General features: G+C 63.6%; 14 protein-coding genes. 1 reads left to right on the top strand and 13 read right to left on the bottom strand.

Annotated features, from left to right (window positions below; translation table 11 throughout):
• The first annotated feature begins 311 nt into the window (after positions 1-311).
• Entirely contained in the window at positions 312-1,238 is a 927-nt protein-coding gene (gene cysK, locus IK083_05120; protein ID MBR4748934.1) for a cysteine synthase A, read from the top strand.
• Here the strand turns inward: cysK and IK083_05125 are convergent.
• The 13 genes from IK083_05125 to prfA all read right to left on the bottom strand — a co-directional run bounded on the left by IK083_05125 (position 1,211) and on the right by prfA (position 13,888).
• Entirely contained in the window at positions 1,211-3,445 is a 2,235-nt protein-coding gene (locus IK083_05125; GenBank protein MBR4748935.1) for a DUF2961 domain-containing protein, read from the bottom strand. The two genes, cysK and IK083_05125, sit on opposite strands and share 28 nt — an antisense overlap.
• A 168-nt stretch (positions 3,446-3,613) precedes the next feature.
• Positions 3,614-5,245 carry a phosphodiester glycosidase family protein gene (locus tag IK083_05130; protein ID MBR4748936.1) on the bottom strand — a complete coding sequence of 544 codons (1,632 nt, stop codon included), beginning with the start codon at positions 5,243-5,245 and terminating at the stop codon, positions 3,614-3,616.
• Entirely contained in the window at positions 5,242-5,943 is a 702-nt protein-coding gene (tsaB, locus tag IK083_05135) for a tRNA (adenosine(37)-N6)-threonylcarbamoyltransferase complex dimerization subunit type 1 TsaB (GenBank protein MBR4748937.1), read from the bottom strand. Before tsaB ends, IK083_05130 begins: the two co-directional genes overlap by 4 nt.
• Positions 5,940-6,401: a tRNA (adenosine(37)-N6)-threonylcarbamoyltransferase complex ATPase subunit type 1 TsaE gene (tsaE, locus tag IK083_05140; GenBank protein ID MBR4748938.1), complete on the bottom strand. Its 462-nt coding sequence runs from the start codon at positions 6,399-6,401 to the stop codon at positions 5,940-5,942. The genes tsaB and tsaE overlap by 4 nt, the downstream gene beginning before the upstream one ends.
• Complete coding sequence (gene thiL, locus IK083_05145) at positions 6,392-7,372, bottom strand: thiamine-phosphate kinase (GenBank protein MBR4748939.1); 981 nt, start codon at positions 7,370-7,372, stop codon at positions 6,392-6,394. Before thiL ends, tsaE begins: the two co-directional genes overlap by 10 nt.
• Positions 7,348-8,421 carry a hypothetical protein gene (locus IK083_05150; protein ID MBR4748940.1) on the bottom strand — a complete coding sequence of 358 codons (1,074 nt, stop codon included), beginning with the start codon at positions 8,419-8,421 and terminating at the stop codon, positions 7,348-7,350. The genes thiL and IK083_05150 overlap by 25 nt, the downstream gene beginning before the upstream one ends.
• Positions 8,422-8,466: 45 nt before the next feature.
• Positions 8,467-9,474 carry a phosphate acyltransferase PlsX gene (gene plsX / locus IK083_05155; GenBank protein MBR4748941.1) on the bottom strand — a complete coding sequence of 336 codons (1,008 nt, stop codon included), beginning with the start codon at positions 9,472-9,474 and terminating at the stop codon, positions 8,467-8,469.
• A gap of 7 nt (positions 9,475-9,481) precedes the next feature.
• Positions 9,482-9,682 carry a 50S ribosomal protein L32 gene (gene rpmF, locus IK083_05160; GenBank protein ID MBR4748942.1) on the bottom strand — a complete coding sequence of 67 codons (201 nt, stop codon included), beginning with the start codon at positions 9,680-9,682 and terminating at the stop codon, positions 9,482-9,484.
• Positions 9,683-9,703: 21 nt separating this feature from the next.
• Positions 9,704-10,225 carry a DUF177 domain-containing protein gene (locus IK083_05165; GenBank protein MBR4748943.1) on the bottom strand — a complete coding sequence of 174 codons (522 nt, stop codon included), beginning with the start codon at positions 10,223-10,225 and terminating at the stop codon, positions 9,704-9,706.
• Positions 10,226-10,298: 73 nt separating this feature from the next.
• On the bottom strand, positions 10,299-11,129 hold the full coding sequence (locus tag IK083_05170) for a pantoate--beta-alanine ligase (GenBank protein ID MBR4748944.1): 831 nt from the start codon (positions 11,127-11,129) through the stop codon (positions 10,299-10,301).
• Positions 11,113-11,913 (bottom strand): 3-methyl-2-oxobutanoate hydroxymethyltransferase, encoded by an 801-nt coding sequence (gene panB / locus IK083_05175; GenBank protein ID MBR4748945.1) that lies wholly within the window; start codon positions 11,911-11,913, stop codon positions 11,113-11,115. The genes IK083_05170 and panB overlap by 17 nt, the downstream gene beginning before the upstream one ends.
• On the bottom strand, positions 11,907-12,821 hold the full coding sequence (locus IK083_05180; GenBank protein MBR4748946.1) for a sugar kinase: 915 nt from the start codon (positions 12,819-12,821) through the stop codon (positions 11,907-11,909). Before IK083_05180 ends, panB begins: the two co-directional genes overlap by 7 nt.
• Positions 12,821-13,888 (bottom strand): peptide chain release factor 1, encoded by a 1,068-nt coding sequence (gene prfA / locus IK083_05185; protein MBR4748947.1) that lies wholly within the window; start codon positions 13,886-13,888, stop codon positions 12,821-12,823. The genes IK083_05180 and prfA overlap by 1 nt, the downstream gene beginning before the upstream one ends.
• Positions 13,889-13,919 lie beyond the last annotated feature (31 nt).

A 13,919-nucleotide genomic window follows, 5' to 3' on the forward strand; every position in this document is an offset into this window, starting at 1 on the left:
GGGAGGGACCGTATCGCGGGGCAGACAAGAGGTGTAGTCGAGCGCTTTTTGTCCCGTTGGGCCGGTCCGCAGCCGGGGCTCGCGGTTCTTTCTCAGGGGATCTCTTACCGGTGAGGGCTTACGGAGCCCTCACCGCCGGGATGACGTCATTATTGAACGGGACAAGAGAGACGCCGGGATGACGTCATTATCGAACGGGACAAGAGAGGCCCGAAATGACGCGTAATGATCGGCGCGCTGCCGGGGCGCATTTGATTTTTGGCGGCATATATGTTATTATTATTTATGCATCTATTTCATTGGGATCGGGCATGATAAAAAATACTATACTCGAAGCCATCGGGCGCACGCCCATCATCAGGCTTCAGCACACAGGGGACCCGGACGGGGCCGAGATACTGGTCAAATTTGAGGGTCTGAACGTAGGCGGCTCCATCAAGACACGCACGGCTTACGCCATGATATGCGACGCGGAGCGGCGGGGCATCATCGGACCGGACACCGTCATCGTGGAGCCCACCTCGGGCAATCAGGGGATCGGTCTGGCTCTGGTGGGCGCTGTCAGAGGCTACAGGGTAAAGATCATCATGCCCGACTCCGTCAGCGTGGAGCGCCGCAAGCTGGTGGAGCACTACGGCGCCGAGGTGATCCTGGTCCACGACGCGGGGAGCATAGGCGAGTGCATCGACGAATGCGTGCGTCTGGCCCTGGCCATGCGGGATGAGGACCCCCGGGTGTTCGTGCCCCAGCAATTCGAAAATCCTGCCAACACCGACATCCAGCGCAGTGTCACCGCCCGGGAGATACTGGAGGACGTAGGCGGGCCCATCCACGGCTTCTGCTCCGGCATAGGCACCGGCGGCACCATCACGGGCATCGGCGAGGCCCTGAAGGCGGCCAATCCCCACATCACCATCTGGGCGGTGGAGCCCGAAAACGCGGCCATCCTCTCCGGAGGCTCCATAGGCACCCACGTGCAGATGGGTATAGGCGACGGCCTCATACCCCCTATCCTCAACACGTCCATCTATGACGACGTGTGCATCATCAAAGACGAAGAAGCCATCCGCATATCCAAGGAACTGGCCAGCCGGGAAGGCATTCTGTGCGGCATCAGCAGCGGCACCAACGTGGCCGCCGCCATCAAGCTGGCCCGCCGGCTGGGCAAGGGCAAGACCGTGGTCACGGTGCTGCCCGACACTGCCGAGCGCTACTTCTCCACTCCCCTCTTCGACTGATACAGGCAGTCTATGCCGCTGTAGTATCCCGCAGAGGCCGGATTTTTCCCTGACACCTCCAGCCTCAGGCGGACCGTCTCGTCCCGGGGGACCACGGTCCCCAGAGGCACCTCTCTGCGCTCCACTCCCGGAGTATAGCAGTCCTCCTCCTTCAGCAGAGTCCCGTCGGCGTATATCTTCAATATGCCGTAGTCCGGGGCTGTGGTGAGCCACACTGTCAGGTCAAAGGCCTCCCCCGGCTCCGCCGGCAGCAGATATTCCACCATATCGCCGGGCTTCTCCCCTTTCACGAAGAGATGGCCGTCTGCGGACCAATAGGGCCCGAAGCCCTTCATGTCCTGCCACCCGGCCTGAAACGGGCCGTCGCTGCGCTCGTATGCCAGAGCCTCTCCCTCATGATAGCCCGGGGCGTTTTCCGGTCTGAACCAGTCCAGCACAAAGGGGTCTTCGTCGGCCAGTATGGTCAGGAAATGCCTGCCCGCCGGCAGCTCCGCATTCTCAAAGGGCTGCACCGTCTCCGGGGTCTTTGCGTCTATCCGGGCCACGTATTTGCCGTCTATGACAGCCCGGGCCTTCCCCATGATCCGCAGGGTCACTCCCGAGGACAGCCCCGACCGGTAATAGACGGCGAAGCAGGTGGCTCTCACCCCCTCGCTGCGGCTCAGCTCAAAGGGCCTGCCGTAGTCTCCTATGATCTCGCAGCCCGCCGCGCCTGCGTCCTCCGCCTCTATGACCCCCGGGTCTCCCGGCGCATGGGGCAGCCAGCCGCCTTCGTGGGCTATGTTCCAGCTGACCCCCGGCTCCGCGTAAAAGCAGGTGACCCCGGCGTATTCGGCGGGCTCCGAGTTGCCGGCTCCCCGCTCTATGTCAAAGACTATCTCCCGTTCAAAGAACACCGAGTCCCCGGTGTAGAGGCGATACATGCTGCATCTGCCCACGCTCTCCGCCAGATAGGTGCAGCCGTAAAGGGGCAGCGACCTTTCCTCGCCGCTGTAATACCAGCCGCCTCCAAAGCAGTCCTCCGTGCCGGTGCCGTTGTAAAAGGAGCCGTCCCTGCCGTCTATCCGGGCTATCTCGTCCCCCTCCAGGCAGGCCAGGCCGCTGCGGCAGTCGGTATAGAGCCCCGTGGATATCAGCCGTCCCCTGCCCTTCACGTTCAGCAGGTCAAAGGGCTTCTGGTCCTTCGAGGCGGGCTTCCGCCTGTTCCACAGGCCGTAAAAGAGGCCGGCGCCCTCCGGGAAGTCTCTCTGCTCCGTCCATATCTCCACGGTGAGCCGGGCCTCCCTGCGGCCCTTGTTGTCCACCGACAGGCTCCACTCCCGGGCAAAGGGCATAGGGGCCCAGCAATAGTACTCTCCATTGTCGCTGCCGAAAAGCAGGCTCCTGACGCCTCCCCTGCCAAAGCCGTCCAGAAAGAAGTCCCCCATGGGGGCAAACACGGTCTCTATGCCGTCGGTCCGGGTCTTCAGCCACAGGCTCCTGTAAGAGAGCTCCTCGGCCTCCTCCACCCGGATCTTCAGGCCCGCCACCCTGCCGGGGCCGGCTTCGGCAAATACGTCCGTCACGGCTCCCGGGGCCGCGGTGACCGTCTTCACCGTCCGGGCCGCCCGGGACAGGCCGCCGGGGCATTCCCCGGGCCGCATAAGCGCCTCCGCCGCCTGCTCCAGCTCCCGCCTGTAGTCCGGGCTGTCAAAGGTCTCGACCTCTGCGCCGGCGGGATACAGCTGATAATTGAAGTGATAAAAGAAGATGGGCTTCGAGCAGCTGATGACGCAGCGCTCCCGGAAAGGGATAGGGGCGCAGGTCACCACGCCGCCCATGGCGGTCTCGCTCAGGCCCTTGATAAAGGGATACACGCTGCCGTCCCCAAAGGCCCGGTAGTTGGGCGCCGAAATGGCCTTGCGGCCGTCTATCTCTATCTCAAAATCGGCGTCGAGGCCGCTCCACACGGGGAACCAGATACGCTTCACGGCCCCGGGCCCCCGCTGGTCAAAGACCACCCAGCGGCCCTTTTCTTCCCTCACTGTGCTGTAGAGGCCGTCAAAGCCGTCGTTGTTGCCGCCGGTGCGGTCATAGCTGGAAAAGAGGCGGCTCTCGGCGCCGCCCAGCAGAGGCAGCAGCTCCGGGTCCCACAGCTCCCGGGGGCTCCCCGCGGGCGCTCCGGCGGCAGACAGGGCTGCCGGCAGGACGCAGGCTATGAGCAGCATGAGCAAAAGTCCCGGGAGCAGTCTCCCGGCGGCCGGGCGTCGGTCTTGATACATAACAGGTGTTCCTCCTTGGAGCATATCCGTCTTCATTATATCAGTTATGCCGGCCCGGATAGCCGGGGAGGCAAAAAAAAGGACGCCGGAAGTCTTCTTCCGGCGCTCCGGGCGTCAAAATACAAAGCTCTGTTCAAAGCTCCCTATGCTGAAGGTGACGCTCCGCTCGCCCTCCGGGGCCTCCCACACAGCGTCAAACACGGAGGCTCCCATGCTGTCCGTGGTGTGCCTCAGCCGGCCGGTGACTCCGCCCTCCAGCTTCACGAACACGGGGGAATATATCATGGGGTGCCCCGCCTTGTCCAGCAGTCTGAAATACACCCGGGATATCTTCCGCTCCGGGTCGTAGTAGGACACCTTGCACTCCGCCTTGTCCAGAGGAGCCGCGGACACCTCCACGGGCCAGGAATACCTGACTCCGTCATACACAAAGCCCACGGTCCCCCGGGAGGACACGGAGCAGGTGCGCAGCATATTGTCCGTCAGGGTGTAGCCTATGCCGCCTCCGGTGCCCCAGACCAGCCGGTCCGGGTCCGCGTCGTCGGGCAGGGGCAGGCTGTACACCTGATCCGCCCGATACACAGTGCCCGCCAGCCCCGGGTCAAAGTCTATGGGGGTCCCCCGGTAGTCCGACAGCACGGTGAGGCAGTCCGCCACCGCCCTCTCGGTCCTTTCGGAGGGGGAATTCAGCACCAGACCGAACACGGACAGAGCCGTGGAGCCGCCGCCGTCCAGATTCATGGCGTCCCGGGCCCCGGCGGCTATCATCAGCGCCGCCAGCTCGCTCAGGGTGGCTCCCTGAGAATGCTTTTGCCTGCCGTCCACGGTCATGATGATGAGGGTCTTGCGGTCTGCCGAGAAGCCTACGGCGCTGCGGGGAGCCCTCCCCTTCAGTATGTCCGCCTTGAAGCCTTCCCGCTCCCCGGTGACGAACACGGCGCCGTTGCGCACCAGCTGAGGGCCGCCGCCCACGGCGTTGACCACTCCGCTCCATTCGTCCGACAGGCCCAGGGTCAGGGTCACGGTATCCCCGGCGTGGAGAGCCTCGCAGAGCCGGGTCCCCAGCTCGCCTCCGGCGGACAGCACAAAGCAGCCCTTGGGTATGGGGGTATTCACCGAGGAAGGTCGCACCTCCAGGACCTGCAGACTTCTGCCGCTGACCAGATGCAGGGCGCCGTCCCCGTCCTCGGGCTTCAGCACCGCGTCCGCCGCCGCGTATTTGCTGCGGGTGGTGGGCCCCATATGGCCGGTGTAGAGTATCCTCTCCCCCTGATTGCGGGCCCTGTCTATGCCGGTGACGTCCAGCCTCTCCCCGGAGGCGGTGATGATACAGCCGTTGAACTCCGGCACGCCCATATATATTTTGTTTCCGGCGTCAAAGCCTATGACGGTCCGGCCGTAGCCCGGCTCGCTCAGCAGCTCCCCGTCCCTCAGACACAGGTTCAGGGGGTCTCTGAAGCCGTTCATGATAAAGTAGTCGGCGTTGACGCCCACCACGGCGGAGCCGGTCATACTGCTGACGCCCTGTCTGCCCGTAGAGGACACGGTCTCGTCCCCCAGAGCCGTCTTCACGTGTATATCCGGGCGGCTCAGGTCCACCCGCACCGTGTTCACCACCAGGGGGTTTGTCCCGGTGGTCACGGTCTGCTCCAGGGTCACCCCCGGCACTATGGTCTTTTGGGGCCCGGCAAAGGCCGCCGCCGTCAGAGTGAGCAGCAGGGCCGTCAGGCACAGCATCCTCTTCATTTTGCTTCCCGGGCCTCCTTTCTCAATACGGGGGTGGGCTTTTTGATATACATGGGGACCAGCAGGGCCGGGTCGTCGCTGTCGCCGGCCTCCAGCCTCTCCAGAGCCAGAGCGTTCACGGACATGCCCCGGACAAAGTCGCACACCTTGTCAGCAAAGCCTGCCCGGGCCCCCAGGGCCGCCTCTATCTGCTCCCGGTGCTTCCGGCAGCCGGAGCCGACGAACACCACTTCCTCCGGTCTCTCCGCGAGACGGGGCAGCAGGCCGCCTATGGCTTCTATCCTGTAGTCCTCCTGCTCCCGCAGGCCGCTGTCAAAGAGGCACCAGTACACCTCGTCCGCCCGGGCGTAGATCATGGAGCACACCAGAGTCCCCGGCCGCGCATAGCCAACGTTTTTCGCCAGAGCCTTCAGGGTGGGCACTCCCGCCACGGGTATGCCCATGGCAAAGGCCAGGGTCTTGGCGCAGGTGATGCCTATACGCAGGCCCGTGAAGGACCCGGGGCCCAGGGACACTCCTACGCCTCCTATGTCCCCCATCTCCAGACCGGAGCCGTGGACCAGCTCCTCTATGCCGGGGGTCAGGCGCCTCAGCAGGCCCATGTTGTGGGCAAAATGGTATTCGGCCAGGACCTCCGGGCCGTCCGACAGGCACACGGAGGATATGCCGGCCGAGGATTCTATTCCCAATACTATCATGACTGCAGGTATTCCTCTTTTATAGTGTCAAAAAAGCTCTCCGGGAGATAGTCCGAGGCAAAGGTGATGCGCCTCTCCTCATCCCCCAGTATCTCAAAGCGAAGGGCTATATGCCCTTCGGGCAGGGCCTCAAAGCGCTCGCTCCACTCCACCGCCGTGACGGCTTCGGACCGGACGTATTCCTCCAGGCCCAGATCGTCTATATCCTCCTGCCCCTCCAGCCTGTAGAGGTCCGCGTGGCACAGCCTCCTGTCTCCGGAGTGCTCGTGGATCAGGGTGAAGGTGGGCGAATGGACGTCTTCTCCTATACCCAGGCCCCGGGCCAGCCCCTTGGTAAAGGTGGTCTTGCCGGCTCCCATCCCTCCGAAATAGAGGATCAGGGTCCCGGGCTCCAGATGCCGGGCAAATATCTCCCCCAGACGCATGCTGTCCGCGGGACTGTGTGTGATCATTTCCATGGGCTCTCTTCCGTAAAATGCTGCCAGCCCTCCGGCAGGCCTCCCGGCCGGCCGGTCAGCTCCGCCTTCGCCGGGCCGGCGGTCATGACGCCCAGCCTGTGGCAGGGCACTCCATGCTCCTTCATGACGTCTGCTATCCTGCCCCGGTCCTCCGGGGCCGCTGTGACCAGCAGACCGTAATCCTCACCGCCGGCAAGAGCCAGCCTCAGGGGGTCCTCCCCCGTGTCCCGGCAGTATTCCAGCAGGGGCTCCCACAAGGGGATAAGCTCCTCCTCCAGCCGGGCTCCCAGGCCCGAGGCGGCGCAGATGGCCCCCAGGTCCTTGGAGATGCCGTCGGAGGCGTCCATCATGGCGTGGGCCAGGTCCGCTATGAGGGGGGAGCACGTCACCGGCTCCGGCAGCAGATGCTTTTTCACCGGCTCCGGCCAGCGCTCCAGGGCTGCCTTCCGGCCCAGTCGGGTCAGGGCTCCCAGTCCCGCCGCCGAGGCCCCGGGGGTGCCGCAGTAGAGTATGTCGTCTCCCTCCCGGGCTCCCGACCGGAACACGGGCCTGCGGGCAGTGCCCGTGACAGTGATGCTGATGACTATGCTGCCCGACCTGACCGTGTCCCCGCCGCATATGACGGCGCCGCAGGGGCCCAGACAGTCGCTCATGCCTTTGTAGAGCTCCTCCAGAAAGGCCGCGTCCGCCTCCGGCAGTCCCACGGACACAAAGGCCCAGCGGGGCTCGCCGCCCATGGCGGCCACGTCGCTGACGTTCACCGCGGCAGCCTTCCGGCCCAGCTCCCGGGGAGTAGCGTATTCCATCAGGAAATGGGTGCCCTCGCAGAGCATGTCGCAGGTGGTCACCAGAGACAGGCCCCCGGGGCCGGGATATACGGCGCAGTCGTCGCCTATGCCATACAGGTCTCCCTGCCGGCCTTCCGCGCCGTAGCGGGCCGCTATGCCTATGAGCTCTTCTTCTCTCTGCATGGTTCTTCTCCTTCGGGCCCGGCGTCATACATGGCCAGCGCGTTGTCCACCGGGGTGTTGTCCTGCAGCATGTGGGTGGGCGCCAGGGCGTAGCCCCGGCCGTAGGTCCGGACCGTGTCCCGGCATATTTCGCGGACCTGTGCGGGAGTGGCCTCCGCCAGCATGGCTGTGGAGATGCTCCCGTGAAAGGCCAGCCGCGGAGCAAACCGGTCCCTCAGGTATCGGGGGCTCATGTCCGCCGCCTCCGGCTGCAGGGTGTCCACCACGTCCACTCCCATATCTATGAATGCTTCGAAGGCCCAGGACGAAGAGCCGCAGCTGTGCATCATCACGGCTGCTCCCGCCTCCCGGGCCGCGTCTATAAACGGCTGATGTCTGGGCCTGATATGCCTCTCAAACAGCTCCGGGCTTATGAGGGGCGCGTGCTGGGTGCCCAGGTCCTCTCCGGTCCACAGGCAGTCCAGAGCCCCGCCGGCCGCCGCCAGAGCCCGGCGCAGGTTTTCCAGCTGCGTCTCCAGCCGGCGGTCTATATAGGTGAGCACCGCCCTGTCGTCGGTGGCCAGGCCTATGAGGGTCTGCTCCATGCCCATGATCATGCCGGTGGCGTTGATGACGTCGGGCATATTCACGTAGCACACGTAGTATTCCCCGGCCTGCCGGCAGGCCTCGCCAAAGGCCCGGTAGTCAAAGTCCTCCGGGTCCGGCATGGGCCACCGGAGAGCCGTCTCCGTGTCCAGACCCGCCAGGGGAAAGTCGCAGTAGTCCATGTAGCCGCCGTATTCGTTGGGTATCCAGCGGCACCTGACCCCGTAGCAGGGGTCCACCAGCCTGCCCTCTTCTTCCGGGTGGAGCCTGGGGCCCGTGTAGGCCAGGCCCACGGTGCGAAAGTCCACTCCCAGGGCCCTCAAAAGGCCCTCCGTGTCCTCCGGCTCCAGGCCCAGCCGGGCCTTGAGCCGCCGGTCTATATGGGCGTTGGCCAGATAGTTCCGGGGGACCCGGTCCGCCTCTTCGTAGCCAAAGGTCCTGCGGACCCTCTCTTTGCTCGTCATGATAAAAAAATAGCAGCCACGTTGGCTGCGCTGTATCCCGGTGGCCTACTGGGCCGACAGGGTCTCCTTTACCTCGGCGGCGCACTCGGATATGGACTGCACCAGCCGGCTCTCCGCCGCCGTCTTGGCCGCCTTCACGGCGTTGCACACCGCCTTGGCGTTGCTGCGGCCGTGGCCTATGATGCACACCCCGTTGATACCCAGCAGGGGCGCTCCGCCGTATTCGGTGTAGTCCAGCTTTTTCTTGATGTAGCTCAGGACGGGAGCCATCATGATAAAGGGGATGCCGCAGAGGATATTTTTCTTGATGGCGTTCTTGAGGATGGTCTTGAAAAAGGCGCCCATGCCCTCCGCCACCTTAAGGGTGACGTTGCCGGTAAAGCCGTCGGTCACTATGACGTCGGCATAGTTGTCGCAGATCTGCCGGCCCTCTATGTTGCCTATAAAGTTCAGGGAGCTCTTTTTCAGCAGCTGGTGGGTGGCCTTGGTGACCTCGTTGCCCTTGCTCTCCTCCTCTCCTATGGACAGGAGGGCCACCTTGGGGCTCCGGAGCTTCAGCACCTTCTGGGCGTATATGCTGCCCATATAGGCAAATTCCACCAGATTCCGGGGGGTGCAGTCCGCCACCGCGCCCAGATCCAGCACGATGGAGGGACCGTCTATGCCGGGGAACACCGAGGATATGGCCGGCCGGTGGATACCGGGCACCCGGCCTATCTTCAGAGTGGCCACCGACATGGTGGCAGCCGTATTGCCCACGCCTACCATGGCGTCGGCCTCGCCGCTGCGTACCAGCTCGGCGCAACGGACCAGGGACGCATCCTTTTTGGTGCGGATGGCGTCCACGTGGTCGTCCATCCTGATGACCTCTGTGGCGTTGACAACGGAGATGCGGGGGCTGTCGGCGAACCGGGCGGGGATACAGGCCCTGATGGCCTCCTCCTGCCCTACCAGGATGGCGTCCACGTCATAGAGCTCGGTGGCTCTGCAGACTCCGCGCACTATCTCCCGGGGGGCAAAATCGCCGCCCATGGCATCTACCGCTATCTTCATCCGGTCCCTATTCCTCTTCCGCAGCGGCCTTGGTCTTGATCTTCAGGACCTGTCTGCCGTCATAGTAGCCGCAGGCAGGGCACGCCGTATGAGGCATACAGGCGGCATGGCATCTGGGGCATTCGGTGACTGTCACGGGAGACAGCTTGTAATGAGTCCTTCTCAGTCTGGTTCTCTGATTTGAGTGTCGTCTTTTAGGTAGTGGCATGTCGTAACTCCAAATATGTGATTATTCCGTTTTATCCCTGATCAGCTCGGCGAGGCTGGCAAAGGCCGACCCGCCGTCGTCGCTCTTGCAGGAGCAGGCGCCCAGGTTCAGATTGGCGCCGCACGTGGGGCAAAGCCCCTTGCAGTCGGGACTGCACACCCCCCAGGCCGGAGCCTGCAGGATGATGCACTGCCTCAGCAGCTCGCTGAGGTCAAACACGTTGTCCCTGAAAATGGGGTGGTCACCGTCGTCCAGATACAGCTCGTCGTCGCAGAGCTCTTCTCCGAGAGGGAGCACCTCGTCTATGTCGTCCCCCACGGCTATCCTGTAGGGCTCCAGACAGCGGCTGCACACGCAGCTCAGCTCCGTGTCAAAGCGGCCCCGGACGCAGATGGACGACCCGGTGTTGGAAAAGGTGAGCTTTCCCGTGATCTCCGTATCGCTGACGAGCTCGTCGGACAACTTGCCCAGAGGCTCCTCGCGCAACACGTAGGTATAACGCTTGCCCGAACAAAGAGCTATCTCATTCAAATCCAGCTTCACAAGACACCTCCCGTCTGAACAAACAGACACTTATATATTATAACTCAATCTGCAAAAAAAAGCAAGCGCGCCCCTACTGCAGGATCAGGTTGTCTATGAGACGGGCGCTGTCGTATCTCACAGCCGCCAGCAGCACGGACCCCCGGACCCGGGCCGCGGGCTCCAGAGTGTCCTGCTCCCGCAGGGTCACGTAGTCCACCTTCACCGGCCGGGAGGTCTCTATCTCCCGCAGGCAGACGGCCTCTATCTCCCGGGGGTCGGCGCAGCCGTTCCGGAAGGCTTCCCGGGCCGCAAAGAGCCCCCGGGATATGGAGAGAGCCCTCTCCCTTTCGTCAGGGGTCAGATAGGCGTTGCGGCTGCTCTTGGCCAGACCGTCAGCCTCTCTCACCGTGGCGCAGGGAACTATCTCCACCGGCACGTTCAGGTCCCGGACCAGCTTTTTGATGACGCACAGCTGCTGATAGTCCTTCTGTCCGAAGAAGGCCTTGCGGCACCGGGTCATATTGAAGAGCTTCAGACAGACGGTGGTGACTCCCCGGAAATGGCCGGGCCTCAGGGCCCCTTCCAGTATCTCGGTGACCCCTTCCGTCGCGGCCCAGGAGGAAAAGCCTTGGGGATACATGTCCCCGGCCGACGGAGCAAAGAGCACGTCCGCTCCCGCCTCCCGGCAGCGCTCCGCGTCCCTCTCCAGGGTGCGGGGATACCGGTCCAGGTCCTCGCCGGCGCCGAACTGGGTGGGATTGACGAAGTCGCTGACCACCACGAACTGAGTGAATTTGCGGGCCTTCTCTATGAGGGACAGATGCCCTTCGTGAAGAGCCCCCATGGTAGGGACGAGCCCTATGGCGTCCCGGGTGTTGGCGCACAGGAGCTCCAGGGCCCCGGGGTCATTTATTATCTGCATCCTTTGCCTCCGGAAAAACGCCTTGCTTGACCTCCCTGTCGTAGGCCGATACGGCGTCCAGTATGATATCTCTGATATTAGCGTATTTCTTCACAAACGAGGGCGCCTTGTCATACACGCCCAGCATGTCGTGGACCACCAGCACCTGCCCGTCGCAGCGGGGCCCGGAGCCTATGCCTATGGTGGGTATGGAGAGCATGTCGGTGATCTCGCCGGCCAGAGCCGGCTCCACCTTTTCCAGCACCACCGCAAAGGCCCCCGCCCGCTCTACGGCCAGGGCGTCCTTTTTCAGCTGCTCCCGGGACTCCTCCGAGACCCCCTGGGTCACGTAGCCCTGCAGGTTCACAGACTGGGGCCTCAGGCCTATGTGGGCGCACACGGGTATGCCCGCGTCCACTATGGCCCGTATCACTCCGGCCATGGGCTCTCCGCCCTCCAGCTTCACGCCGTTGGCGCCTCCCTCGGAGAGGAAGCGGCCGGCGTTCCTGACGGCTTCGACGGTCCCCAGGTTGGCCGTGAGAAAAGGCATGTCCCCCAGCACGAAGCTGCGGGCCGCGCCTCTGGACACGGCGGCCGTGTGCCTCACCATGTCGTCCATGGTCACGGGGCAGGTGGTATCGTAGCCCAGCACCACGTTGCCCAGGCTGTCACCCACCAGTATGATGTCGACCCCCGCCTCATCCAGCAGGCTGCCCCACATGTAGTCGTAGCCCGTGAGCATGGAGATCTTTTCACCCTGTTTTTTCATCGCCGCAAATCTGCGGACGTTGTTCTTTCTCAGCATATGACACCCTCCACCAGATTGTGTTTTGCCAAAAAGAGCCTGACCTCTTCGAGAGAGGGAGCGCCGGCGGAGCCGCCGAAACGGGTGCACTTGATGGCGCTGACCGCCGAGGCGAACACCAGAGCCGCCCTCACGCAGCACCCGGCGCCTATGGCCCGGGCAAAGCCTCCGTGAAACACGTCCCCGGCTGCCGCCGTGTCCACGGCGGGCACTTGGAAGGCGGGCACCCGTTCGGCCCTGCCCTCATGATAATACACGCAGCCCCGGGCCCCGCAGGTGATCACCGGGACGCATCTGTCGTTGGAGCCCGCCATGACCTCCAGAGCCGTCTCTATACGGCCGTCCGGGGCCAGGCTGAGGGCATAATCCTCGCTGACTATGGGATACTCGGTGTATCTCAGCAGCAGCTCCGCGTTCTCAGGGCTCAGCTTGTAGTCCCCCACCGTGGGGATACCCGCCTCATAGGCTATACGGGCGTAGGCAGCCGCCGCAGCGGGAAAATGGCTGTCCGTGAGAAACACCTCCGCGTCCTCCACCGCCTCCGGCAGGATCCGCAGGTCCTCCTGCTTCACCGTGTCCCGCTTGCAGTATATATGGCGCTCGGCAGTGTCCTCGTCTATGAGTATCCAGGAAAAATAGCTCTCCCTCCCCGGGACCAGCTCCGCCAGATCCGCGTCCACCCCCTCACTCCGGAGCATGGACAGTATCTGTCTGCCCGCAGGGTCCTCCCCCAGGGCTCCCGTAAAGCGGACGTCGGCTCCCAGACGGGCCGCGGCCAGCAGCGCGTTGGCCGTCAGGCCTCCCGGCTGCTCGGTGTAGCGGGATATGACCGCCGACCGGTTGTTGTCGGGGGCGCCCGTCAGGGCTATCCTGTCCAGACAGGCGACGCCAAAGCCCGCGATCTTCATCAGCTGCCCGACTTCATCTTTTCCGCCTGGTCAAAGGCGATGAGCCGGTCTATCAGGTCGTCCAGATCCCCGTCCATGAACTGGGGCAGATTGTAGGAGGTGTATTCGATCCTGTGGTCCGTGATCCTGTTCTGGGGATAGTTGTAGGTGCGGCTCTTCTCGCTGCGGTCGCCGCTGCCTATCATGGTGCGCCTCTGGGCGTCTATCTCCTCCCGGCGGGCGTTGAGCTCCAGCTCGTAGAGCTTGGCCCTCAGGACAGCTATGGCCCGCTCCCTGTTTTGCAGCTGGCTGCGCTCGTCCTGACAGGTGACCACTATGCCCGTGGGCTTGTGGGTCAGACGGATGGCCGTCTCGTTTTTCTGCACGTTCTGGCCGCCGGCTCCCGCGGAGCGGTAGGTGTCTATCTCCACGTCCTCCATGTTGAGCTCCACGTCCACGTCGTCGGCCTCCGGCATCACGGACACCGTGGCGGCGGAGGTGTGTATCCTGCCTCCGGACTCCGTGGCGGGCACTCTCTGGACCCGGTGGACGCCTCCCTCGAACTTCAGACGGGAATAGGCCCCCTTGCCCTTGATGTTGAGGGTGATATTCTTGTAGCCCCCCACTCCTATGTCTTCCGCGGAGACCAGCTCCGCCTTCCAGCGGCGCCGCTCCGAATAGCGGGTGTACATCCTGAGCAGGTCCCCGGCAAATATGGCGGCCTCGTCGCCGCCGGTGCCGGCCCGGATCTCCACTATGACGTTCTTGTCATCGTTGGGGTCCTTGGGCACCAGCATCAGCTTCAGGCATTCCTCCAGCTCCGGCACCCGGGCCTTCAGCTCCCTCAGCTCGTCCTGGCACAGCTGCTTCATGTCTTCGTCCAGCTTCTCCCCCAGCATCTCCTCGGTGGAGGCTATATCGTCGGTGAGCTTTTTGTACTCCCTGTATTTGACTACTATGTCCTCCAGATCCGCGTGGGCCTTGGCCACCTGCTGATACTTCCGGGGATCCGAGAATATGGAGGGGTCCGCCATCTGAGCTTCCAGCTCCTCGAACCGCTCCTCTACCTCCTTCAGCTTTGCAAACACTTTCGCACCTCCCGCAGTCTTTGACAGTAAA

This window comes from Abditibacteriota bacterium, assembly GCA_017552965.1.
Lineage (GTDB): Bacteria > Armatimonadota > UBA5829 > UBA5829 > UBA5829 > RGIG7931.